This is a genomic window from Luteipulveratus flavus (assembly GCF_029439465.1).
Lineage (GTDB): Bacteria > Actinomycetota > Actinomycetes > Actinomycetales > Dermatophilaceae > Luteipulveratus > Luteipulveratus flavus.
In genome coordinates this window covers 83,484-105,911 of the sequence record NZ_JAROAV010000021.1, presented here as the reverse complement: position 1 = coordinate 105,911, position 22,428 = coordinate 83,484, and the positions used below count along the sequence as shown (strand labels likewise).

Here is a 22,428-nt window from a genome sequence, read left to right as displayed (position 1 = left end):
GCTCACTCCAGGCCCACCGCGAGAGCCCAGCCGCGCGCCCGGCTCTCCAGCACCGTGACCTCGACGCCGGCGAGCCCGTCCAGGAGCTCGGCCGGGACCTGCGCGCCCGCTCCGGTCACCAGGGTCACCACCTCGGCGCCCGACTCCCGGACGCGGTCGAGCACCTGTGCCGTCTGCTCGGCGCCCGTCCTCTCGAGAAGGACGACGACGGCCTCGTCGACGACCTCCAGTGCGTCCCGGGCGGCGTCGACCAGCGAGCCGTCGCCGTCGATCACCGAGAGGCCCGCGAGGACGTGCACCGGGTGGGACCCGACCACGTGCACGACCCGTCCGACGATGGCGGCGGCCTCGTGCACGATCTCCGCCGCGGCGGTGGAGTCGGTCAGGGCGAGGACGCCCTCGTCGCCGCCCAGGTCGCGCAGCCGGTCCACGACGGCACCCGGCTGGTCGCGGACGTCCGCGACGTCGACCAGCGCCACCTGCGAGCCCCGGACGCCGTCGAGGTCGCCGAGGCCGTCCGCCACCACGAGCATCCCGAAGCCCGCCACCGGACGAGGCGGCGGCGCGCCGACGTCGAAGCGCGTCACCCGGAAGCGGTGCGGCCGACCGGCGCCCACCCCGGCGTTGAGGGCGGCGGCGACGTCGTCGACGTGCACGTGGACCGACCAGACCCGCGGCCCGCCGGCCACGACGACCGAGTCGCCGAGGGCGTCCAGCCGGCCGCGCAGCCGCTCGACCCGTACGTCGTCGCTGTCGTCCAGGAGGTACATCACCTCGTACGCGGGTCCGTCGTGCCGCGGTCCGCAGTCGTCGGAGCCCGCCGCGCCGAGCGACACCGGCCCGGCGGCGAGCAGCCACTCCGGCGTGGCGTCGCCGTCCGCCGGGCTCGGATCGTCGCGGACGACCCGGTCCAGCGCCTCGAGCACCAGGAGGTAGCCCGCGCCGCCGGCGTCGACCACGCCCGCCTCGCGCAGGACGTCCAGCTGCTCGCGGGTCCGCGCGAGCGCCTCCCGGCCCGCGGTGATTGCACGGCCGGAGACCTCTGCGAGAGAGGACCCGTCGGCGCAGCCGTCGGCCGCGGCGGAGGCGACGCTGAGGACGGTGCCCTCGACCGGACGGGCTACACCGGACCGAGCGAGGACGCTCGCGCGTGCGAGGGCCTGCCGCAGGTCGTCGTGGTCGAGCTGCTCGCCTGTCCCGCGACCCGCGATCTCGGCCACCCCGCGGACGAGCTGGCTGAGAATGACCCCCGAGTTGCCCCGGGCGGAGGTGAGCGTCGCCCGGGCCAGGGCCTCGGCGGACTCGGCGAGACCGGTCAGCCGCAGCGCGGCGACCTCGCGAGCGGCCTCGTCCAGCGTCAGCAGCAGGTTGGTGCCGGTGTCGCCGTCCGGGACGGGGAAGACGTTGAGCCCGTTGATCGCGGCGGCGTGCCTGGCCAGGTCGGCGCGCGCGATGACCACCCACCGGCGCAGCGCGGGCAGGTCGAGCACGTCCAGGGTCATGGACACCTCCTTGCGGGCGTGACGAAGGCTAGCCTGCAGGTGTGCCACGCCGGGCGGAGCCGCCCCGCGGCGTCCGTTTTGGTGCTGGACGGGCGCCTCGGCTATTCTTGACCGGTTCCCCCGAGCGGCCTGGGCCGATCACGCGTGCGGCCGATCGCCCGGAGGGAGCACCAAGACATCTCGTCCAGTTCATACGTTCGACCTCAGGAGAAACCCGTGGCTGCCACCTGCGACGTCTGCGGCAAGGGACCGAGCTTCGGTCACAACATCTCGCACTCGCACCGCCGCACCAAGCGCCGCTGGAACCCGAACATCCAGCGCGTTCGTGCGCTGGTCGGTGACGCCGGCACCACGCCGAAGCGTCTGAACGTGTGCACCTCCTGCCTCAAGGCGGGCAAGGTCACGCGCTGACCTCTCTCGCCCGTAGGGCGAGACCCCGAGGCCGATCCTCCTGACGGAGGGTCGGCCTCTGCTGTTGGCTCCTGCCATGGACGGCTCCCGCAGCGCGACGTACACCCACGGCCACGACGACAGCGTGCTGCGGTCCCACCGGTGGCGGACCGCCGAGAACTCCTGCGGCTACCTGCTCCCCCGGCTCCGCGCGGGACACCAGCTGCTCGACGTGGGCTCCGGGCCCGGGACGATCACCGCTGACCTGGCGCGCCGCGTCGCCCCTGGAGCGGTCACCGCGATCGAGCTCACCGACGCCGCCGCTGACCTGACCAGGGCCGAGCTGCGGCGTCAGGGCGTGGCCGCGACGACCGTCGTGTCCGACGTGCACGCGCTCGACCTGCCGGACGACGCGTTCGACGTCTCCCATGCCCACCAGGTGCTGCAGCACGTCACCGACCCGGTCCAGGCACTGCGCGAGCTGGCCCGCGTGACGCGGGCCGGCGGGATCGTCGCCGTCCGGGACAGCGACTACGCGGCGTTCGCGTGGTGGCCGAGGCTGCCCGGGCTGGAGGAGTGGAGACGCTGTACCAGGCGGCCGCCCGCGCCAACGGCGGTGAGCCCGACGCCGGACGCCGGCTGCTGTCGTGGGCGCAGCAGGCAGGCCTGCCGCAGGCCATCCCGAGCTCGAGCACCTGGTGCCTGGCCACCCCGCAGGACCGCAGGTGGTGGGGCGAGATGTGGGCCGACCGCATCACGACGTCGACCGTCGCTCAGCAGGCGCTGCGCGACGGGCTCGCCGACGAGGCGACACTGCACCGGATCTCGCAGGCCTGGCGGGCCTGGGCAGCCGCTCCGGACGGCTGGCTCAGCGTCCTGCACGGCGAGCTGATCGTCCTGGTCTGAGCACGACGACGCCCCGGTGAGCACCGGGGCGTCGTCGACGGTCTCGTGCGCGGGTCAGTGCACGAGCACCCGGGGCGCGGCGTTCGGGGTCTTCAGCACCCCACCGGTCACACCGTTGGCCCACAGCGCGTTCACCTGGGAGATCTCGGTGGAGTTGGGGTTGGCGTTCGTGCAGGACGGGCCCGGGCCGCCGCCGGACATCAGCTCGCTGCACGGACCCTCGTAGTGGTCCGGCAGGCCCAGCACGTGACCGGTCTCGTGCGCGGTGACCCGCACCTGCGCGTACTCGCCCATCTGCGTGTAGTCCAGGAAGATGTAGCCGCTGCCGTGGCCGTCGCTGGAGGCGTACGAACCGCGCGAGTCGTTGCCCTCGCGGTAGGTCAGCGTCGCGGACGAGTCGTTCTCGACCAGCTTGACGTTGCTGACGCTGCTGTTCCAGATCTCGGCGCCCTGGCGGATGACCCCGGCGTAGGTGGGGGCGTCGGCCACCGAGAAGTACACAGTCGTGGCGGCCTGCACGCGCGGCGCCGAGGTCGCCTGCCGCGCGAGCGCCTGCCGCAGCTGGTTGCGGAGGTGCTCGTTGGCGGCGTCGTCGTTCGACCCGGGCGTGTACGCCGGCGCGGACACCGACGAGTGCGCCGGTGCCTCAGCGGCGTGCGCACCGGTGCCGGCGGACACGCCGACGGTGAGTGCCCCGGTCAGGACGGCGACGGCGGCGCTTGCGGTCTTCCTCATGCGTTCTTCCTCCTGGTCGACCCCGCGCTCATGGGTCACCGGGGTGGTGCCCTGCGGGGTCCGCCCACGGTAGGCAGCCGGACGTCGGCCCCCCGTTCGGAGCAGGTCAGGAGTTGGCAAGGGGGATCTTGTGAACACCCCATGTCGGTCAGGTGTCCTTCGGCTCCTCGTCCGAGTGGTCCTGGTCGCCCGGCTCGAACGCGCTGGCACCGCTGGTCGAGATGTTCTGCTCGTCGCCGTGGGTCGCTGTCTGCGTGTCGTCGACCCGGCCGGTGCGCTCCCCCACCCCGTCCGCGGTCCGTTCCGTCGTCCCGTCAGCAGCCGTCGTCCCGTCAGCAGCCGCCGCTCCGGCCGTGCCCGCACCTGCCGCGGCGGTGCCCTCGGCAGCACCACGCGCTCCCACGGCACCGGACGCGCCCTGCTCGGCCTCCGGTGGGATGACCACGGGCCGCAGCACGCTCCACAGCACGAGCAGGGCGGCGGCCGCCACCATGGCCCAGCCCGCCCACAGGTTGATGTTGAGACCGTCGGACTTGTCGAGCTCGTGCTGATCAGCCGAGGCGAACCCCATGACGACCAGCACGATGCCGTAGATCCCGACGAGCATCGCGATGATGTTGCGGATGTCGAAGGCGCCCGCTGTCTTCTTGGCCATGATGTGTGACTCCGTCCGGGCTCAGTGGAAGATGACGTTGAGGATGATGACGAGCACCAGACCGATGCCGGCGAGCTTCACCGGCGACTGGTACCACGGCAGGGACCTGGACTCATCGTCCTCGAAGTCCTCCTTCGGGGTGAGGCTGTAGACCAGCCCGCGCAGCTCCTTCTCCGGCTTCGGTCTCGTCATGAGGCTCACGACGACGCTGACCACCACGTCGACCACGAACGCCGCACCGGCTGCGGCGAAGCTCGCGCCCTGGCCCGAGAGGTTCAGCGCTCCGGTGCTGAGGTCGCCGAGCGAGTCCTTGCTCAGCAGCGCCACGACCACGGCCGCGGCCGTACCCGACACCAGACCGGCCCAACCGGCGGTCGGGCTCATCCGCTTCCAGAACATGCCCAGGATGAACGTCGCGAACAGCGGGGCGTTGAAGAACCCGAACAGCGTCTGCAGGTAGTCCATCAGGTTGCTGTAGCCGGAGGCGATCGCGGCGGTGCCGATGGCGATCGCGGTCGCGACCACCGTCATCACCCGGCCGACCCCGAGGTAGTAGCCGTCCTCCTTGTCCTTGACGACGTACTGCTGCCAGATGTCGTAGGAGAAGACCGTGTTGAACGCGGAGATGTTGGCGGCCATGCCGGCCATGAACGAGGCGAGCAGACCGGCGATCGCGATACCGAGCATGCCGTTGGGGAGCAGGTCGCGCATCAGGTACAGGATCGCGTAGTTGTACTTGACCTCGCTGCCGTCCGGACCGCCGGCTGCCTTGTACTTGGACATCTCCGGCACGATGACCGCCGCGATGATGCCGGGGATCACGACGATGAACGGGATGAACATCTTCGGGAAGGCGCCGATGATCGGCGCCCGCCGCGCGGAGGAGATGGACCGGGACGCCATGGCCCGCTGGACCTCGACGAAGTTGGTCGTCCAGTAGCCGAAGCTGAGGACGAAGCCCAGACCGAAGACGATGCCGACGACCGACAGCCACGGTGTCTCGATGCCGGTCAGCCCGGTGCCGGGCCAGGACTTGAGGTTCTCCTCACCGCCGGTGCTGCCCTTGACCTTGTCGACCAGGCCGTCGACCCCGCCGATCTTGTGCAGGGCGATGATCGTGAGCGGCGCGAGCGCGGCGACGATCACGAAGAACTGCAGCACCTCGTTGTAGATCGCGGCCGACAGGCCACCGAGCGCGGTGTAGGAGAGGACGATCAGCGCGGCGACGATGGTCGACACCCAGATCGGCCAGCCCAGGATGACGTTGACGATCGTGGCCAGCAGGTAGAGGTTCACGCCCGCGATGAGGACCTGGGCGACCGCGAAGCTGATGGCGTTGACCAGGTGCGCGCCCGTGCCGAAGCGGCGCCGCATGAACTCGGGGACGCTGCGCACGCCGGACCCGTAGTAGAAGGGCATCATCACGACGCCGAGGAACAGCATCGCCGGGACGGCGCCGATCCAGAAGTAGTGCATCGTCGCCATGCCGAACTCGGCGCCGTTGGCGGACATGCCCATGATCTCGACGGCGCCCAGGTTGGCCGCGATGAACGCCAGGCCGGTCACCCAGGCGGGCAGCGACCGACCGGAGAGGAAGAAGTCGAGGCTGGTCGAGACCTGGCGTCTGGCGACGTACCCGATCCCGAGCACGAACGTGAAGTACAGCGCAACGAGCACGTAGTCGATCGGCCCTGCGTCGAGCCGTAACGCGCTGGTGTCCATGAGCATCGGCGAATCGCCTTCCGGTCAGGGCTGACGTGACCTTGGCACGCTACTCCTGATGGCGTCGCAGGTGCTGCTACGGCGTGGCGCGCCGCGCGAAGTGGTCCCAGCCGCCGCCGACGGTCACGGTGCCGTCCACCGTCACCCCGGATCCGTCCTGGACGACGCCCACGGCTCGCCACCCGGACGGCACGCCTGCGCGGGGGAAGCACGCGAGGAGGGAGTGCTCCTCGCCGCCGGTCAGGACACAGTCGCGAGCGCCATCGGCGCCCACGGCGGGCACCAGTCGGCCGATGTCGTCGGCGAGCAACCCTGTGTCCAGGGCGATCCGGACGTCGCTCGCCTTCGCGATGCGTCCCGCGTCGCGCACGAGACCGTCGGAGATGTCGAGCATCGCCGTGGCACCGGACGCGGCCGCCCGTGGCCCTTCCTCGTACGCGGGGAGCGGCGCGCGGTGGTAGCGAACGAGATCCGGTGCGCGCGTCGCCGAGTCCCGTTGCAGCAGAAGCAGACCCGCCGCCGACCAGCCCAAGGTGCCGTGAACGGCGACCTGGTCACCCACCTGTGCCCCGGAGCGCAGGACGGGCTCGCCGTCGAGCTCACCGAGCGCCGTGACGGACAGGGCCAGCGTGCCGGTGGGCGCAGACGACAGGTCACCGCCGACGACCGCGATCCCGGCCTCGGCGGCGGCCGCGGCGAGGCCGGTCGTCATGTCGCTCACCCACGCGACGGACGTCGCGGGGTCCGCGACGAGGGTGACGAGGAGGGCGGTCGTGCGACCGCCCATGGCCGCGATGTCGGCGGCGTTCTGGGCGACGAGCTTGCGGCCGACGTCCTCGCCGGTCGACCACTCGTCCAGCCAGTCCCGGCCGCGCACCATCGCGTCGGTCGTCGCCAGCACGGCGCCGGAGCGGGCGCGCAGCAGGGCGGTGTCGTCGCCCGGCCCGACCAGCACGGCCGGACCTCCCGGCAGGGCCGGGAAGATGCGCTCCAGCAGCTGGTCCTCGTCGAGGTCGGCCAGCGTCGGGCCGGCGTCGCCGGCAGGACGCGACGTCCGCGTGGTGGTCACCTGGCTCCCTCGGGGTCTGGATGGCTGCACCGCACGGTAGCGTCTGGGTGCCGGGACCCAAGGAGGTCCCCACCCGGGTCGCACCGGGCCACCCCAGCACGGAGGCAGCAGTGGTTCAGGCCTACATCCTCATCCAGACCGACGTGGGCAAGGCGTCGTCCGTGGCCACCGACGTGGCCGCCATCGAGGGCGTGGCGCTCTCGGAGGACGTGACCGGGCCGTACGACGTGATCGCCCGTATCGAGGCCAAGACCGTCGACGAGCTGGGCAAGCTCGTCATCGCCAAGATCCAGGACGTCCCCGGCATCACGCGGACGCTGACGTGCACGATCGTCCACGTCTGAGGCGGCTCACTCTCCTGCTCCCGGCCGGGCTGCTGGTCGCGGGCTGCTCCTCGGCTGTGGACGTGACCGTGGCCGACGGCGCCTCGGACCCGCTGTGCACCAAGGCGTCCGCGGCCTGGCCGAGCACGGTGTCGAACCAGCAGCGCCGGGACGTCTCGACCGGCTCCGCGTCCGTGCGGGCGTGGGGCGACCCGGCGATCATCGCCCGGTGCGGCGTGACCTCACCCGGCCCCACGAGCCGGCAGTGCTTCGGCGTCAGCGGCATCGACTGGGTGGGTACGCCGCTGTCGGACGGCATGTCGTTCGTCACGTACGGACGCGACCCGGCCATCGAGGTGCTGGTCCCGAAGAAGTACTCCCCCGAGCCGACCGTGCTGGGCGCGTTCACCCGCGCCGCAGCCGCGATCCCGCAGGGCCCCCACCGCTGCTCCTGACGATCGGGAGAGCCTGGGGTCAGCGCAGGCCGGTACGACGCTCGGTGGCCAGCTCGATCAGCTCGGTGATCAGCGCGGTGTAGTCCAGGCCGCTCTGGGCCCACACTTGCGGGAACATCGACTGCGGGGTGAAGCCGGGCAGCGTGTTGATCTCGTTGAGGACCAGCCGCCCACCGGGCTCGTAGAACCAGTCGACCCGCGCCAGACCCTCGCAGCCCGCGGCCTCGAACGCCTTCACCGACAGCTCCTTGACCTCCGCGGCCACCTCGGGCGCGATGCTCGCGGGACAGCTGAGCCGGACGTTGCCCTCGTCGATGTACTTCGCCTCGAAGTCGTAGAAGTCGTGGCCGCCGATGACCTCGATCTCGCCGATCTCGCTGGCGCGTGGACGGTCCGAGCCGTGGCCCTCGAGCACGCCGCACTCGATCTCGCGCCCGACGACGGCGGCCTCGACGATGACCTTCGGGTCGTGCTCCCGGGCGGCCTCGATCGCCGACTCGAGCTGCTGGTGGTGCTCGACCTTCATCACGCCCTGGCTGGAGCCGGCCCGGGCGGGCTTGACGAAGACCGGCCACCCGAGCGAGCTCACCGCGTCCAGGGCGAGCGCCTTGTCCCGGCGCCACTCCTTGTCGGTGATCACGACGTACGGGCCGACGGGTAGACCGGCGGCGGCGAACACGACCTTCATCAGGTGCTTGTCCATCATCACCGCGGACGCCGAGACGCCCGATCCGACGTACCGGATGTCGGCGAGCTCCAGCAGGCCCTGCAGGGTGCCGTCCTCGCCGAAGGGTCCGTGCAGCAGCGGGAGCACCACGTCGACCGCCCCGAGCTCACGCGGCGGCTGCCCGGGCTCCAGGACCAGCACGTCGCGGCCGGCCGGGTCGGCGGGGACGACGACCGCGGTGTCGCCGTCGACCTCCGGCTGCTGGGACGCGGTCAGCTGCAACGGCTTCGGGTCGTCGGCCATCAGCAGCCACCGGCCGTCGCGGGCGATGCCGATCGGCAGCACCTCGAAGCGCTCCCGGTCGATGGCCTCCAGCACGCCCGCGGCGGTCGCGCAGGACACCATGTGCTCGGAGGAGCGACCGCCGAAGACGATCGCGACGCGCTGCTTGCCGGAGGCTGGTGAGGTGCTCATCGCGGACGAGACTAGTGCCCGTCTCGCGGTCTGCCGTGCAGCGCCACCCACCCGACGTGCCAGGCTGACGCCATGGCCGGACCTGACCCCTCGTCGTTGACCGTCGCGACCCGCCTGGTGGCCGGTGGCCGTCCGGAGCGGACGCCGGGTGCACCGGTGAGCCCTCCGCTGGAGCTCAGCTCGACGTACGTCGCCGACGGACCGGTCGGGTACGCCCGGACCGGTAACGCGACGTGGAGCGCGTTCGAGGAGACGCTGGGCTCGCTGGAGGGCGGGCGGGGGCTCGCGTTCGCCTCCGGCATGGGTGCGATCGCCGCGTGCCTGGACCTCACACCGGCGGGCGGGGTCGTCGTGGCTCCGCACCACGCGTACAACGGCACCGGCGGTCTGCTCGACGCTCTCGAGCGGGACGGGCACCTGCAGGTCCGCCGGGTCGACGTCAGCCGGACCGACGACGTGCTCGCGGCGCTGGACGGCGCCGACGTGCTGTGGGTCGAGTCCCCCACCAACCCGATGCTCGAGGTCGCCGACCTGCCGAGCCTGTTGGGCGCCGCGCGCGAGCGCCGCGTCCTCTCCTTCTGCGACAACACCTTCGCCACGCCGTTGCTGCAGCGGCCGCTCGCGCTCGGCGCGGACGCCGTCGTGCACTCGGCGACCAAGTGGCTCTCGGGGCACTCCGACCTGCTGCTCGGTGCCGTCGTGACCTCGGACGACGCGCTGCTGGACCGCCTCGTGGAGCAGCGCAGCCTGCGTGGCGCGATCCCGGGTCCGGTCGAGACGTGGCTGGCTCTGCGCGGCATGCGCACCCTCCACCTGCGGATGGAGCGCGCCTGCGCGAGCGCCGCCGAGCTGGCCGGACGCCTGCGTGCCCACCCGGCCGTCCGTGTGGTCCGCTACCCCGGCATGGGCGCCGTGGTCAGCATCGAGCTGGCCGGCGGCCGAGCGGCGGCCGAGCAGGTCGAGCGCACCGTGCAGGTCTGGACGCCGGCGACCAGTGTCGGCGGCGTCGAGTCCCTGATCGAGCGCCGCCGCCGGCACCCGCTGGAGCCGACGACGGTGCCGGAGGAGCTGGTGCGGCTGAGCGTCGGCATCGAGGACGTCGAGGACCTGTGGAGTGACCTCGACGGCGCGCTCAGCTCCGTTCGTGCTTGAGGGCCCGCGTCATCAGCAGCCCGACGAGGTCGCGCGGGTTGCGTCCCTCGTGCACCACGGCCTCGACCGCCTCCACGATCGGCACGTCCGCGCCGACCTGCCGGGCCAGCGCCAGGATCGACTCGCACGACTTCACGCCCTCGGCGGTCTGCCGGGTGTCGGCGACGACCTCTTCCAGTGACATGCCCTGCCCCAGCTTGAAGCCGAAGGAGTAGTTGCGCGACAGCGGTGAGGCGCAGGTCGCCACCATGTCGCCCACGCCGGCGAGCCCGAGGAAGGTCTGCGGGTCCGCGCCGAGGCGCACCCCGAACCGGGCGGTCTCCGCCAGGCCGCGGGTGAGCAGGCTGGCCATGCTGTTGTCACCCATGCCCATGCCCTTGGCCATGCCGACCGCCAGGGCGATGACGTTCTTGACGGCGCCGCCGATCTCGACGCCGACGACGTCGCCGTTGGTGTACGGCCGGAAGTACGGGGTCGCACTCGCCTCGGCCACGCGGGCCCGGGCCGGCTTGCCCGTCGAGGCCACCACGGCTGCCGCAGGCTGCTTCGCCGCGATCTCGACGGCGAGGTTCGGCCCTGACACCACGACGATCCGGGCGGGGTCGACCCGGCCGGCGTCCTGCACGACCTCACTCATCCGCTTGGTCGTCCCGAGCTCGATGCCCTTCATCAGGGAGACGACGACGGCCTGGTCACCCAGGGCGTCACCCCACTGCGCGAGGTTGTCGCGCAGCGTCTGCGACGGCACTGCGAGCACCGCGATGTCGGCGCCGGTCCCGGCTTCATCCGGGTCCGCGGTTGCCCGGACCGACCCCGGCAGCACGAGGTCCGGCAGGTAGGTGCGGTTGCGATGGGTGCTGCTGATCTCCTCGGCGACCTCCGCGCGACGGCACCACATCGTCACGTCGCAGCCGGCGTCGGCCAGGATCGAGGCGTACGCCGTCCCCCAGCTGCCGCTCCCGAACACGGCGACCCTCGTCACGACGACCTCTTCTTCGACTTCTTGCCCCGGACCGGCGTGTCCTTGCGCGGGTCGAAGCGATGGCTCGGGGCGCTCTGCCCGCGGATCTCCTCCAGGAGCCCGGTGATCGCGTCCATCAGACGGTTGGTCACCTCGCCCAGCACCGCGGGCGTCGGGCGCTCGTCGCGGACGTCGCTCAGGTCGAGCGCTGGACCGACGCGGACCGTCACCGGGCGGGGTGGGATGACCTTCGGCAGCCGCAGGCCGGCGTACGGCTCGAGGATGTCCTGCGTACCCCAGATCGCCATCGGGACCAGCGGGCAGCCGGTCTCCAGAGCGAGCCGCGCTGCACCGGACTTGCCCGTCATCGGCCAGTACCCCGCAGCCTTGGTGATGGTGCCCTCGGGGTAGACGCACACGCACGCGCCGCCACGCAGCGCCGCCGTCGCGGCCGACAGCGCGTCCGAGGCGCGAGTCGTGCCGCGGTAGACCGGGATCTGCCCCGTGCCCTTCATGATCTGCTTCAGACCCGGCGGGTCGAACAGCACGCTCTTGGCGAGGAAGTGCGGCGCGCGACCGTGGTCGACCAGGAAGTGCGCCAGCGGGAAGTGGTCGAAGTTCGAGACGTGGTTCGACGCGATCACGAAGCCACCCGTCCCGGGTAGGTGCTCCTCGCCCGACCACCGCTGGGCGGTGACCTTGCGCAGCACCGGACGGACCGTCGTGATGATGCCGCGGTAGAGGGGGGTGATGTCCTCACGCATGGGCGGGCGTTGCACGGTTCTCCTCTCGCGACCACTGGGCTCGGGTCATACTGCCTGCGCTCAGCATGCAGTGTCGACCCGTGTCACGGGCCGGCGCGCGCCCGGTCTCTGCGACGATGGGTCGGTGAGCACTCCCGTCACCTCGGCCTGGCACGTCATCGTCCCGGTGAAGAGTCGCTTCCGGGCCAAGTCCCGGCTCCGGCCACCTGCGGGCGTCGCCCGTGCGGACCTCGCGTTCGCCCTGGCGATGGACACCCTCTCGGTGGTCCAGGAAGTGGTCCGCGCCGATCGCGTCATCGTGGTCACCGAGGACGACCTGGTCAGCGCCGAGATGGCTCGTCACGACATCACGACGGTGCCCGACCCCGGTCGCGGCCTGAACGGCGCGGTCCGGGCGGGCCTGCACGAGGCGACCCGACGCGACCCGCGGCTGCCCGCGGCGGTGCTGCTCGGAGACCTCCCGGCGTTGCGGGCGGAGGAGCTGTCCGCGGGTCTGCGGGCGTGCGCGGCGACCGAGAGCGCGCTCGTACCGGACCGCGAGGGCTCGGGCACGGTCCTGCTCACCCACCACGACGCGACCGCGCTCGCCCCTCGGTTCGGCCGGGGGTCGGCGGCCCGGCACGCCCGCCGGTGCACCGTCCTGGAGCTGGACCTGCCGACGCTGCGCCACGACGTCGACGACATCGGCTCCCTCGAACGGGCCGTCGAGATGGGCATCGGCCCCTGGTCGAGCAGGGTGCTGGACCCCACCGCGCGAAGGACGGCATGACGATGCAGGCGACAGTGCACACCTTCGACGCCGAGGACTGCTCCGGCTCGGTCCTGATGGACAACGGCCGCGCCCTGGAGTTCTCGCGCGCGGCGTTCCTGGCCAGCGGGCTACGGCTGCTGCGACCCGGTCAGCGCGTCAGCGTCGAGGTCGGCGCGCAGGGGGTCACCCGCCTCTGGATCACCGGGGTCGGACCGGGCCAGCGCATCCGCTGACGACAGCCGAGCGCCGCTCCACGACTCCCGAGCACCGCCCGACAAGGCGCCGGCCCGGCCGCCGTACGCAGGTCGTCGGCGGCCGGGCCGTCCGCGGTCAGCGGCGGGCGGTGCGCTTGGCGGGCGCCTTCTTGGCCGTCGTCTTCTTGGCGGTGGTCTTCTTCGCCGTGCTGCGGGCCGCCGTGGTCTTCTTCGCCGGCGCCTTCTTGGCCGTCGACGTCCTGGCGGTGCTCTTCTTCGCCGCCGCCTTGGTGGCGGGCGCCTTCGTGGCCGTCGTCTTCTTGGCGGCGGTGGTCTTCTTGGCCGCGGCCGTCCCCGTCGACTTCTTCGCCGCCGTCCGGGTCGTCGCGGTCTTCTTCGCCGGCGCCTTCTTCGCGGTCGTCTTCTTGGCTGCGGCCGTGGTCGCTGCCGGGGCCCTCTTGGCCGTCGCCCGGGTGGGGGTGGCCTTCTTGGCGGTGGTCTTCTTCGCCGCCGTCTTGGTGCCCGTCGCCTTCCTTGCGGTGGTCTTCTTCGCCGCGCTCTTGGTCGCCACCGGCGCAGCGGCCGCGGCACGGCCACCCGCGTTCCCGGTCCTCGGCAGCGACTTGGGGTCGGCGACCACGATCTTGAACGCCGTGCCCGGTCGGAACTTCGGGATGGAGGTGCGCCGGATGCGCACCGACTCGCCCGTACGCGGGTTGCGTCCGGTGCGGGCGGCCCGGGCGATCTTCTCGAAGGTGCCGAAGCCGGTGATGCCGACCTTGTTGCCCTTCGCCACCTCGCGGATGATCACGTCCAGAACGGCCTCGAGTGCGTCGCTGGCAGCCTTCTTGCTACCCAGCCGGCCCTCAAGGCTCGAGATGAGCTCTGCCTTGTTCACGGTGGTGCCCCTTCAGGGATCCTCGCCGGCCTGCGCCGGACAGCTGGTTGACGGCCGAGCGGACACCCGACTTGACATGACGTTATGCCTCCCTGTCGCGCGCGTCCACCATCTGCTTCCTCGAATGCCTTGTGTCGTAACGGCTTTGGGCGGTCGCCGAGAACACGCGTCGGAGGCAGGAAGGCGGCCCCGAAACGGTCACGTACCCGTAGGTACCTCGCGGGCGCGCGCACGCAAAGAAGCCCGGATCCAGTTGACGGACAACAGGATCCGGGCTTCTTCGTCGGCGATCGCTCAGGGGCCGTACGGCTGCCGCGGGCGTACGCGGCTCACCGCCGGGCGGCCTCCTGGACCGACGGTTTCCAGCTCGGCCGCCCCTGCTCGAACTCGGCGATCTCGCCGTCGTGTCGGAGGGTGAGGCTGATGTCGTCCAGGCCCTCCAGCAGCCGCCAGCGGGTGTAGTCGTCGACCTCGAACGGGACGACCAGCTCGCCGGCCGTGATCGTCCGGTCCTCCAGGTCGACCCGTACGTCGAGGCCGGGGTGGTTCTCCAGGAGCTTCCAGAGCAGCTCGACGTCGTCCTGACGTACCTGTGCGGTCAGCAGGCCGGCCTTGCCGGCGTTGCCCCGGAAGATGTCGGCGAACCGCGAGGAGATGACGACCCGGAAGCCGTAGTCCATGAGTGCCCAGACGGCGTGCTCGCGGGAGGAGCCGGTGCCGAAGTCGGGACCCGCGACGAGCACCGAGCCACGGGAGTAGGTGGCGTCGTTCAGGACGAACGACTCGTCGCCGCGCCAGGCCGAGAAGAGGCCGTCCTCGAAGCCGGTCCGGGTCACCCGCTTGAGGTAGACGGCCGGGATGATCTGGTCGGTGTCGACGTTGCTGCGCCGCAGCGGGACGCCGATGCCGGTGTGAGTCGTGAACTTCTCCATGGCTCATGGTCCTTTCACAGGTCCGCTGGGCTGGACAGGGTGCCGCGGACCGCGGTGGCGGCCGCCACGAGCGGGCTGACCAGATGGGTGCGCCCGCCCTTGCCCTGGCGGCCCTCGAAGTTGCGGTTGGATGTCGACGCGCTGCGCTCACCGGGAGTCAGCTGGTCGGGGTTCATGCCCAGGCACATCGAGCAACCCGCCAGCCGCCACTCGGCACCCGCCTCGGTGAACACCGCGTCCAGCCCCTCCGCCTCGGCCTGCAGGCGGACGCGCGCGGACCCGGGGACGACGAGCATCCGGACGCCGTCGGCGACCCGATGACCCTCGATGACGGCGGCGGCCGCGCGCAGGTCCTCGATCCGGCCGTTGGTGCACGAGCCGAGGAACACGGTGTCGACCGCGATCCGGCGAAGCGGGGTACCCGCCTCCAGCCCCATGTAGGTGAGGGCGCGCTCGGCGGCCGCCTTGTCGGTCTCGTCGCCGAAGGACTCGGGGTCGGGGACCGACGCCGACAGCGGCAGGCCCTGACCGGGGTTGGTGCCCCACGTGACGTACGGCGACAGCGTGCTCGCGTCGATGCGCACCTCACGGTCGAAGGTCGCTCCGTCGTCGGTGCGCAGCTCGCGCCAGGCGGCGACCGCGGCGTCCCAGTCGGCGCCGGCGGGCGCGTGCGGACGGCCCTCGAGGTAGGCGAACGTCGTGTCGTCCGGGGCGATCATGCCGGCGCGCGCACCGGCCTCGATCGACATGTTGCACACGGTCATCCGGGCTTCCATCGACAGCTGCTCGATGGCGCTCCCCCGGTACTCCAGGACGTACCCCTGGCCGCCGCCCGTCCCGATCTCGGCGATGACGGCGAGGATGATGTCCTTGGCGGTCACGCCCTCCGGGAGGTCGCCGTCGACCGTGATCGCCATGGTGCGGAACGGCGTGAGCGGCAGGGTCTGCGTGGCGAGCACGTGCTCGACCTCGCTGGTGCCGATGCCGAGGGCGAGTGCCCCGAACGCGCCGTGCGTCGAGGTGTGGCTGTCGCCGCAGACGATCGTCGTGCCGGGCTGGGTGAGCCCGAGCTGCGGGCCGATGATGTGCACGATCCCCTGCTCGGCGTCGCCCATCGGGAAGAGCCGGACGCCGAAGTCGGCGCAGTTCTTGCGCAGCGTCTCGACCTGGGTTCGGCTCACCGGGTCGCTGATCGGGCCGGGCGTGGTGGGGACGTTGTGGTCCTCGGTCGCCACCGTCTGGTCGGGCCGGCGGACACCACGGCCCGCGAGACGCAGACCGTCGAACGCCTGCGGGCTGGTCACCTCGTGCAGCAGGTGGAGGTCGATGTAGAGCAGGTCCGGCTCTCCGTCCGCACGCCGCACGACGTGCTCGTCCCAGACCTTCTCGGCCAGCGTCCGTGGCATCGCTGCTGCTCCTTCTCCCGGTGTGACTCCCGTCATCCTCCGCCGCCGTTGTGGGCGATGAACTTGCGTCTCGCGCACTGAGACGGCAGTATCAAGACATGGACAAGTCTAGTGGCGTCGGCGTTCTCGACAAGGCGGCGGTCGTGCTCTCTGCTCTGGAGGCCGGCCCCTCGACCCTCGCTCAGCTCGTGTCGTCCACCGGCCTGGCCCGGCCCACGGCCCACCGCCTGGCGGTCGCTCTCGAGCACCACCGGCTGGTGGCTCGCGACACCCAGGGCCGGTTCGTGCTGGGCCCGCGCCTGGTCGAGCTGGCGTCGGCCGCCGGTGAGGACCGGCTGCTCGCGGCCGCCGGTCCCGTACTCGGTGCGCTGCGCGACCACACGAACGAGAGTGCTCAGCTGTTCCGTCGCCAGGGCGACCAGCGCATCTGCGTCGCGGCCGCCGACCGGCCGGTCGGCCTGCGCGACTCGATCCCCGTCGGGGCGACCCTGTCGATGCACGCCGGCTCGGCCGCCCAGATCCTGCTCGCCTGGGAGGAGCCCGAGCGGCTGCACAAGGGGCTGCAGGGGGCGAAGTTCACCGCCACGATGCTGTCGGCCGTCCGCCGGCGCGGCTGGGCGCAGAGCGTCGGCGAGCGCGAGCAGGGTGTCGCCTCGGTCTCCGCACCCGTACGCAGCCCCTCGGGAAAGGTCATCGCGGCCGTGTCGATCTCCGGACCGATCGAGCGCGTCTCCCGTCAGCCCGGCCGGCTGCACGCGGCGACGGTGATCGCCGGCGCCAACAAGCTGACCGAGGTGCTCGCCCGCGCGGCGGCGCAGCAGGCGCAGCGAGGCGAGTCGGCCTAGCGCCGGCGGGCCTCGGAGCCGCGCCCGACCTCGGCCTCGGGCCGCACCCGCGAGGAGATGCGCTCGCGCGCCGTCTCACCGCGTCGGCGTACCGGCACGAGGCCCGTGACGGCGCCGAGCCCCATCGGCGGTGTCCCGAAGTAGATGGACTCGTGACCGCCCGCGGGGACGGCGTACGTCTCGTGCCAGACGCCGACCGCGTCGGGGTGGCGACGAGCGCGCTCGTAGAACGCCTTCCACGCGGGCCGGTGCTCCCGCCCGACGTCGCCGGCGTACCGGTAGATGTCCTCGGCGCTGCGCCAGTACTGCACAACGGTCGGGCCACGTCCGCCGACGAGGGAGCGAGCGCCGAGGAAGCCCAGCCACTCCTGCTCGCCCCGCTCGGCGGCGGCCTTGTTCGCGTACAGCTCGGTGATCATCCGCGGCATCGCTCGCGCGACCGGGAGCCACTGGCCCGGTCGCCACGGCCGGTTGACGGTCATCCCGATGAGGAGCACCGCCAACTCGCCGTCATGGGAGTGCGTGAGGCGTTCGACCATGGTTCCGCTCCCTTGGATAGTTCCTGTTCCCATATTGGGGAGTAGTACTCTCCAAGTCAACAGGAGGCCCTATGCGCATGTCCGAGCTGTCCGCCGCGACCGGCGCGCCGGTCGCGACCCTGAAGTTCTACCTGCGCGAGGGCGTGCTGCACCCCGGGGAGTCGCTCAGCCGCACCCAGGCGCGCTACGACGAGTCGCACGTGGAGCGGGTCCGCCTGATCCGGGCGCTGATGGACACCGGCGGTCTCAGCATGGCGGCCACCCGGTCGGTGCTCGCCGCCGTCGACGACCCGCCGCCGGAGCGGCACGAGCTGCTCGGCGTGGCCGCTCGGGCGCTCACCGGCGACACCGCACCGGTCAGTGACCCCGAGCTCACCGAGCGGACCTGGTCGTGGATCCACGAGCGCGGCTGGCACATCGCGCCCGACGAGACGCTGGTCGCGCGGCTGACGAACCAGGTCCAGGCCGCACGCTCGGCCGGGATCGACGTGACCTGGGAACGACTGGGCCAGTACGCGGACGCGATGGACCGGGTGGCCGACGCCGACATCGCCTCCGTGCCGGTCGACCGTGGCGAGGCGTTGCGCTACGTCGTCGTCGGCACGGTGATGGTCGACCCGGTCCTGCAGACGCTGCGTCGCCTCGCGCACCAGAACCGCAGCGCAGGGTCGGTCGGGAAGGGCGGGCCTCAGCCGAGACCGGCGGCGACCGCCGCTGTGAGCTCGTCGCCGGACCAGCGCCCCGAGACCCCCGGGCAGCCGGCGAGGTAGTCGACGATCTCCGGCTCGGCCAGCCGGTGGGTCTCGCCCAGCCCGCGCGCCACCAGCTGGAGGTACGTCGCCGACGGAGCGTTGACGTCCGGCCGGCCCGGGCCGTCCGGGCAGGTGAAGGTGACCAGCGGTTCGTCGGCGACCCGACCGGCCAGCATCACGGTCTCGTACCGGCCGTCGCCGAGAACGAGCTGTCCGTCCCGGTGCAGCAGCTCCCAGGCGAGGTCGTCGCCCGGCTCACGGTGCATCTCCTGGGAGTGCAGGTCGGACAGCTGCTCCCGGGTGATCCGGTACGCGCGTGCGAGCGCCTCGCCGGGTCCTCTCGGGTCCAGGAACGCCACTCCCCCGCCCCAGGTCGGGGACTCCCAGCCGAAGAAGATGCCGCCCCTGAGCCTCACTGGCCGGGAGTCCGACGCCGGCCTTCGGTCGCGTGCGCCGGGGTAGATCCGGTTCGCCCCGAGAGGACGGCCGCCGCAGAGGTAGTGCGCGAAACGCTGCTCGGACAGGTTCGAGCCGTACGCGGCGTACCAGACGTGGGTGGTCACGCCACCAGTCTCGCGGCCAGGCCCGGGAACGACGAACGGCCCCTGACCGGTGAAGGTCAGAGGCCGTTCGTCTCAACGTAGCCCCGACGGGATTCGAACCCGCGCTACCGCCTTGAGAGGGCGGCGTGCTAGGCCGCTACACAACGGGGCCGCGGCATGCTCCCTGGCTCGGAAGAACCTCACCAGCAGCGGAGGAAAACCATACCGTGAGCGGTGATTTTCTCCGAATCGTCGGAGTGAGGATCACTCTGACGATCAGCGCTGGGGTACCAGGACTCGAACCTAGACTAACTGAACCAGAATCAGTCGTGCTGCCAATTACACCATACCCCAAGGGGTATCACCGTGATCACGGACGACGTCGCCGTCGCACCGCCGTTCCGGTGAACCGAGGGATAACCTTACCGGCCCGTTCCCCCGGTCCCAAATCGGCTCTCGGCACCGTCCGCCGAGCCGCTCCGGAACGGGTCTCCGGTACCCGGAATCGCGTTGAGATCGCTGACGATCAGGGTGCCCTCGGGCGCCGTCGAGGACGCCTGCGTGAGGTCCGGCGCGTGCGCCGAGACGACCGCAGCCGGGCGCCGCAGCCAGCACGCCCGCAGCCCGGCGTCCGCCGCCCCGCGCACGTCCGCGGCGAGCTCGTCGCCGACGAACACGGTCCGCTCCGGCGGGACCGACAGGCTGCCGCACGCGTGCGCGAACACCCGGGCGTCCGGCTTGCCGAACCCGAGCGTGTCCCGCGTCACGACGACCGCGAAGTCCTCGGCCAGCCCGACGGCGTCCAGCTTGTCCGCAGTCGCCGCGGCGGAGGAGTTGGTCACCGCGCCGACCGCGACCTCCGCGGCGGCGCACCGCGCCAGGAACGGGCGTACGTCGTCGTACACCCGCTGGGCAGCACGGAACGCCGGACGGAATGCGGCCTCGAAGCGGTCGTGGCCCGCGTCCGGGTAGCCGAGCCCGTACGCGGCCGCGACCTCCCGCAGCCGGGCTGCTCGCATCTCCTCGAAGTCCAGCTCACCCTCGGTGTACCGGCGGAAGTGACCGCCCGGGTCGACCCGGAAGCGCTCGGACGCCGCCTGGTACCAGCCGTCGTCGCGCCCGGGCCACAGCTCGCGCAGGGCGACGGCGCCCGCGGCGATCATCGCCCTGCTGGTGTCGAGCAGGGTGTCGTCGACATCGAGGAGGACGGCGTCGTACGCGCGGCTCACAGCGAGTCGCGCAGCCGCTCCAGCCGGGCGAGCACGGAGGCCTTGCCGAGGATCTGCATCGACTCGAACAGCGGCGGCGAGACCTTCTGGCCCGAGACGGCGGTCCGTAGCGGGCCGAACGCCAGGCGGGGCTTGATGCCCAGCCCGTCCACGATCGCCTCGCGCAGCGCGGTCTCGATCCGGTCGTGGGTCCACTCCACGCCCGTGCCGTCCGGCTTGCCGATGCTGCCCGAGATGGGCTCGAGGGCGGTGATGGCCGCGTCGAGCACCTCCTTGGCGCCGTCCTTGAGCTGGGCGCGCGCGTCGTCGGCGATCTCCAGCTGGTCGTCCTCGACGTAGAACGGCCGTACCAACGCCGTGGCCTCGGTGAGAAGGCTCATCCGGGTCTGGATCAGCCCGGTGATCTCCTGCAGCCGGCCCAGCTGCGGCAGGCTCGGCTGCTGCGGCAGCACGCCGTCGGCGTACAGGAACGGCAGCAGCCGGCCGGCGAGGTCGCCCACCTCGAGCTCGCGGATGTAGTGACCGTTGAGCCAGTTCAGCTTCTCGAGGTTGAAGATCGGGCCGACGGTGTTGACCTTGGCCCAGTCGAAGCGCTCGGTGAACTCCGCGAAGGTGAAGATCTCCCGCTCCGTGCCGTCCGGCTCGATGATCGGCGGGTAGCCCAGCAGCGCGAGGAAGTTCAGCAGCGCCTCCGGCAGGTAGCCCTGCTCCCGGAACCACGTCAGCCGCGCCCACGGGCTCTTGCGCTTGGAGATCTTCGCCTTCTTCTCGTCCCGCAGCAGCGGCATGTGGGCGAAGTGCGGCTTCGCCAGGCCGAGCCAGTCGTAGAGCAGCACGTGCTTGGGGGTGCTGGAGATCCACTCCTCGCCGCGGACCACGTGCGTGATGCCCATCTCGTGGTCGTCGACGACGACGGCCAGGTGGTACGTGGGGAACCCGTCCGCCTTGACGATCACCTGGTCGTCCGGACGCGGCGCGCTGACCAGGCCGCGGATGAGGTCGGTGAAGGTGAGGTCGACGTCGTCGGGGATGAACATGCGGACCACGGGCTGGTCGGTGAAGCCCGGCAGGCTCGCACGCTCCTCCTTGGTCTTGCCGTGGCACAGCCGGTCGTACCCGGTGGGCTGCTTGAGCGCCTGCTGCTTCTCGCGCATCTCCTTGAGCCGCTCGCTGGAGCACCAGCAGTGGTAGGCCTTGCCCTCGGCCAGCAGCCGGTCGGCGTACGGCTTGTACGTCTCGAGCCGCTCGGACTGGCGGTACGGCGCGTACGGGCCGCCGACGTCGGGGCCCTCGTCGTGGGTGAGGCCGAGCCACGCGAGCGTGTCGTAGATCTGCTGCTCGCTGTCCTCCCGGAACCGGGCCTGGTCGGTGTCCTCGATCCGCAGGACGAACTGGCCGCCCTGCTGGCGCGCGAACGCGAGGTCGAACATCGACATGTAGGCGGTTCCGACGTGCGGGTCGCCGGTCGGCGACGGGGCGACGCGGAGGCGGACGGGGCGGGAGTCTTCGGTGCTCATGATGGGCCCGATCCTAGTGCCGCCCGCGCACCGCCCTCGGCCCGTGGCGCCCCTCCCCCGCCAAGGCTCCTGGGCGGGCGGGACGCGCTCAGCGGCGCATGATCGCCAGCGTCACCGACTCCTGCAGCCAGGTCAGGAAGTCGTAGTACGCCGCCAGCAGCATCCGGGGGTCCTCGATGTCCTCGGCGTCCTCGAGCATCGCGTGCAGCTGCTCGCTGTCCTCGTCGGTCCGCAGCTCGAGCCGCTCGGCGAGCACGAGGCGCACGTCGGTGAGTGCCCGCATCAGTGACTGCGCCTGGCCCAGGTCGAGCTCGACGGTGTCGCCGCGGCGGTCCTCCAGGTCGGCCCCCGGCGCTGCGCCCGGGTCGCCGCCGAGAGCCACGATCGCGGTGGCCAGCGTCGCGGTCTTCTGCTGCCGCAGGTGACCCTCGGTCATGGCCCGGAAGTCGGCCGCCATCCGCTCGTCGTCCCGGCTCGCCGGGGGCAGCAGGCGCTGCAGCGCCGGGTCGCGGCCGGCCACCTCCTCGGGGTCCAGCGGCTCGGCGCCCAACGACCCGAGCAGGTCCTGCAACGGGTCGCCGGTACCGGCGTGGTCGTCCCCGCCGAGGAGCTCGCGGGTCTGCTGCAGCAGACTGACGACGAGCTCGCGTTCGTGCACGTCCATCCGCCCGACGACACGAGAACCCTTGCGCCGGAAAGCCGTCGCCATCCTCAGTCGTCCTTCTGGAACGTCGCCCAGAGGCTGAAGCCGTGCATCGCCTCGGTGTCGGTCTCCATCTTCTCGCGGGTCCCCTTCGACACCACGGCACGGCCCTCGCGGTGCACCGCGAGCATGAGCTCCTCGGCCTTGTCCTGCCCGTAGCCGAAGTAGCTCTGGAACACCCACGACACGTACGACATGAGGTTGACCGGGTCGTTCCACACGATGGTGACCCACGGGCGGTCGAGGCGCTCGACGACCTGCTCCTGCGGTCGGACGTCCGTCTCGACGTCGGGCGTCGCCTGCTCGGGTGGGGCTACGGACACGCCTCAACCATAGGGTGACCGC

Annotated in this window: 26 protein-coding genes, 2 tRNA genes and 1 pseudogene; 10 read left to right on the top strand and 19 right to left on the bottom strand. The window is 71.7% G+C overall.

The window, feature by feature from the left end:
* Positions 1–2: 2 nt before the first annotated feature.
* Positions 3–1,502, bottom strand: a complete 1,500-nt coding sequence (locus P4R38_RS05945; protein ID WP_277191431.1) for a DAK2 domain-containing protein — start codon at positions 1,500–1,502, stop codon at positions 3–5.
* A 216-nt stretch (positions 1,503–1,718) separates the two neighbouring features.
* On the opposite strand from P4R38_RS05945, the gene rpmB reads away from it, so the two are divergent.
* The 3 genes and pseudogenes from rpmB to P4R38_RS20045 all read left to right on the top strand — a co-directional run bounded on the left by rpmB (position 1,719) and on the right by P4R38_RS20045 (position 2,798).
* On the top strand, positions 1,719–1,913 hold the full coding sequence (rpmB, locus tag P4R38_RS05940) for a 50S ribosomal protein L28 (RefSeq protein ID WP_275240766.1): 195 nt from the start codon (positions 1,719–1,721) through the stop codon (positions 1,911–1,913).
* 76 nt (positions 1,914–1,989) lie between these two features.
* A pseudogene (locus P4R38_RS20050) lies at positions 1,990–2,370 on the top strand (class I SAM-dependent methyltransferase); the annotation flags it as partial.
* A gap of 98 nt (positions 2,371–2,468) precedes the next feature.
* Positions 2,469–2,798 carry a hypothetical protein gene (locus P4R38_RS20045; protein WP_346770746.1) on the top strand — a complete coding sequence of 110 codons (330 nt, stop codon included), beginning with the start codon at positions 2,469–2,471 and terminating at the stop codon, positions 2,796–2,798.
* A gap of 54 nt (positions 2,799–2,852) precedes the next feature.
* Here the strand turns inward: P4R38_RS20045 and P4R38_RS05930 are convergent, their stop codons facing one another.
* The 4 genes from P4R38_RS05930 to thiL all read right to left on the bottom strand — a co-directional run bounded on the left by P4R38_RS05930 (position 2,853) and on the right by thiL (position 6,979).
* Positions 2,853–3,533: a snapalysin family zinc-dependent metalloprotease gene (locus P4R38_RS05930; RefSeq protein WP_277191430.1), complete on the bottom strand. Its 681-nt coding sequence runs from the start codon at positions 3,531–3,533 to the stop codon at positions 2,853–2,855.
* A 148-nt stretch (positions 3,534–3,681) separates the two neighbouring features.
* The gene (locus P4R38_RS05925) at positions 3,682–4,188 is read right to left on the bottom strand and encodes a hypothetical protein (protein WP_277191429.1); all 507 of its coding nucleotides are present in this window, start codon (positions 4,186–4,188) and stop codon (positions 3,682–3,684) included.
* A 21-nt stretch (positions 4,189–4,209) separates the two neighbouring features.
* Entirely contained in the window at positions 4,210–5,910 is a 1,701-nt protein-coding gene (locus tag P4R38_RS05920) for a sodium:solute symporter family protein (RefSeq protein ID WP_277191472.1), read from the bottom strand.
* A 76-nt stretch (positions 5,911–5,986) separates the two neighbouring features.
* The gene (gene thiL, locus P4R38_RS05915) at positions 5,987–6,979 is read right to left on the bottom strand and encodes a thiamine-phosphate kinase (protein WP_277191428.1); all 993 of its coding nucleotides are present in this window, start codon (positions 6,977–6,979) and stop codon (positions 5,987–5,989) included.
* A 110-nt stretch (positions 6,980–7,089) separates the two neighbouring features.
* On the opposite strand from thiL, the gene P4R38_RS05910 reads away from it, so the two are divergent.
* Positions 7,090–7,323, top strand: a complete 234-nt coding sequence (locus tag P4R38_RS05910) for an Lrp/AsnC family transcriptional regulator (protein WP_275240761.1) — start codon at positions 7,090–7,092, stop codon at positions 7,321–7,323.
* On the top strand, positions 7,302–7,757 hold the full coding sequence (locus P4R38_RS05905) for a DUF3515 family protein (protein ID WP_277191427.1): 456 nt from the start codon (positions 7,302–7,304) through the stop codon (positions 7,755–7,757). Before P4R38_RS05910 ends, P4R38_RS05905 begins: the two co-directional genes overlap by 22 nt.
* Positions 7,758–7,776: 19 nt before the next feature.
* Here the strand turns inward: P4R38_RS05905 and P4R38_RS05900 are convergent, their stop codons facing one another.
* Positions 7,777–8,898 carry a D-alanine--D-alanine ligase family protein gene (locus P4R38_RS05900; protein ID WP_277191426.1) on the bottom strand — a complete coding sequence of 374 codons (1,122 nt, stop codon included), beginning with the start codon at positions 8,896–8,898 and terminating at the stop codon, positions 7,777–7,779.
* 72 nt (positions 8,899–8,970) lie between these two features.
* On the opposite strand from P4R38_RS05900, the gene P4R38_RS05895 reads away from it, so the two are divergent.
* A complete protein-coding gene (locus tag P4R38_RS05895) occupies positions 8,971–10,050 on the top strand; it encodes a trans-sulfuration enzyme family protein (protein WP_277191425.1) in 1,080 nt (359 codons plus the stop codon).
* Here the strand turns inward: P4R38_RS05895 and P4R38_RS05890 are convergent.
* Together P4R38_RS05890 and P4R38_RS05885 are read right to left on the bottom strand one after the other, a co-directional pair.
* Positions 10,031–11,032, bottom strand: a complete 1,002-nt coding sequence (locus P4R38_RS05890; RefSeq protein WP_277191424.1) for an NAD(P)H-dependent glycerol-3-phosphate dehydrogenase — start codon at positions 11,030–11,032, stop codon at positions 10,031–10,033. The two genes, P4R38_RS05895 and P4R38_RS05890, sit on opposite strands and share 20 nt — an antisense overlap.
* Positions 11,029–11,790: a lysophospholipid acyltransferase family protein gene (locus P4R38_RS05885; RefSeq protein ID WP_277191423.1), complete on the bottom strand. Its 762-nt coding sequence runs from the start codon at positions 11,788–11,790 to the stop codon at positions 11,029–11,031. The genes P4R38_RS05890 and P4R38_RS05885 overlap by 4 nt, the downstream gene beginning before the upstream one ends.
* A 109-nt stretch (positions 11,791–11,899) precedes the next feature.
* On the opposite strand from P4R38_RS05885, the gene cofC reads away from it, so the two are divergent.
* Both cofC and P4R38_RS05875 read left to right on the top strand, forming a co-directional pair.
* The gene (gene cofC, locus P4R38_RS05880) at positions 11,900–12,544 is read left to right on the top strand and encodes a 2-phospho-L-lactate guanylyltransferase (protein ID WP_277191422.1); all 645 of its coding nucleotides are present in this window, start codon (positions 11,900–11,902) and stop codon (positions 12,542–12,544) included.
* A 2-nt stretch (positions 12,545–12,546) separates the two neighbouring features.
* Positions 12,547–12,759, top strand: coding sequence for a hypothetical protein (locus P4R38_RS05875; RefSeq protein ID WP_275240754.1), 213 nt, complete (start codon positions 12,547–12,549; stop codon positions 12,757–12,759).
* A gap of 97 nt (positions 12,760–12,856) precedes the next feature.
* On the opposite strand, the gene P4R38_RS05870 is transcribed toward P4R38_RS05875, so the two are convergent.
* The 3 genes from P4R38_RS05870 to leuC form a co-directional block, all read right to left on the bottom strand.
* Positions 12,857–13,618: an HU family DNA-binding protein gene (locus P4R38_RS05870; protein WP_277191421.1), complete on the bottom strand. Its 762-nt coding sequence runs from the start codon at positions 13,616–13,618 to the stop codon at positions 12,857–12,859.
* Between the two features lie 329 nt (positions 13,619–13,947).
* Positions 13,948–14,550 (bottom strand): 3-isopropylmalate dehydratase small subunit, encoded by a 603-nt coding sequence (leuD, locus tag P4R38_RS05865; RefSeq protein ID WP_277191420.1) that lies wholly within the window; start codon positions 14,548–14,550, stop codon positions 13,948–13,950.
* A gap of 14 nt (positions 14,551–14,564) precedes the next feature.
* Complete coding sequence (gene leuC / locus P4R38_RS05860; RefSeq protein WP_277191419.1) at positions 14,565–15,956, bottom strand: 3-isopropylmalate dehydratase large subunit; 1,392 nt, start codon at positions 15,954–15,956, stop codon at positions 14,565–14,567.
* Positions 15,957–16,054: 98 nt separating this feature from the next.
* Between leuC and P4R38_RS05855 the strand changes: the two genes are divergently transcribed.
* A complete protein-coding gene (locus P4R38_RS05855; RefSeq protein WP_050670005.1) occupies positions 16,055–16,801 on the top strand; it encodes an IclR family transcriptional regulator in 747 nt (248 codons plus the stop codon).
* Here P4R38_RS05855 and P4R38_RS05850 read toward each other — a convergent pair.
* A complete protein-coding gene (locus P4R38_RS05850; RefSeq protein WP_277191418.1) occupies positions 16,798–17,340 on the bottom strand; it encodes a DUF4188 domain-containing protein in 543 nt (180 codons plus the stop codon). The two genes, P4R38_RS05855 and P4R38_RS05850, sit on opposite strands and share 4 nt — an antisense overlap.
* A 77-nt stretch (positions 17,341–17,417) precedes the next feature.
* On the opposite strand from P4R38_RS05850, the gene P4R38_RS05845 reads away from it, so the two are divergent.
* Complete coding sequence (locus tag P4R38_RS05845) at positions 17,418–18,110, top strand: MerR family transcriptional regulator (protein ID WP_277191417.1); 693 nt, start codon at positions 17,418–17,420, stop codon at positions 18,108–18,110.
* On the opposite strand, the gene P4R38_RS05840 is transcribed toward P4R38_RS05845, so the two are convergent.
* The 7 genes from P4R38_RS05840 to clpS all read right to left on the bottom strand — a co-directional run bounded on the left by P4R38_RS05840 (position 18,029) and on the right by clpS (position 22,406).
* Entirely contained in the window at positions 18,029–18,655 is a 627-nt protein-coding gene (locus tag P4R38_RS05840) for a histone deacetylase (RefSeq protein WP_275240748.1), read from the bottom strand. The genes P4R38_RS05845 and P4R38_RS05840 overlap by 82 nt on opposite strands.
* A 78-nt stretch (positions 18,656–18,733) precedes the next feature.
* Positions 18,734–18,806: transfer RNA gene (locus P4R38_RS05835), tRNA-Glu, on the bottom strand.
* 110 nt (positions 18,807–18,916) lie between these two features.
* Positions 18,917–18,988 (bottom strand) — tRNA-Gln (locus P4R38_RS05830).
* A gap of 68 nt (positions 18,989–19,056) precedes the next feature.
* A complete protein-coding gene (locus P4R38_RS05825; protein WP_275240747.1) occupies positions 19,057–19,863 on the bottom strand; it encodes an HAD family hydrolase in 807 nt (268 codons plus the stop codon).
* On the bottom strand, positions 19,860–21,380 hold the full coding sequence (gene gltX, locus P4R38_RS05820; RefSeq protein WP_277191416.1) for a glutamate--tRNA ligase: 1,521 nt from the start codon (positions 21,378–21,380) through the stop codon (positions 19,860–19,862). Before gltX ends, P4R38_RS05825 begins: the two co-directional genes overlap by 4 nt.
* A gap of 88 nt (positions 21,381–21,468) precedes the next feature.
* The gene (locus tag P4R38_RS05815; protein ID WP_275240745.1) at positions 21,469–22,089 is read right to left on the bottom strand and encodes a DUF2017 domain-containing protein; all 621 of its coding nucleotides are present in this window, start codon (positions 22,087–22,089) and stop codon (positions 21,469–21,471) included.
* Between the two features lie 2 nt (positions 22,090–22,091).
* Positions 22,092–22,406 carry an ATP-dependent Clp protease adapter ClpS gene (gene clpS, locus P4R38_RS05810; RefSeq protein ID WP_275240744.1) on the bottom strand — a complete coding sequence of 105 codons (315 nt, stop codon included), beginning with the start codon at positions 22,404–22,406 and terminating at the stop codon, positions 22,092–22,094.
* Between the last annotated feature and the right edge of the window lie 22 nt (positions 22,407–22,428).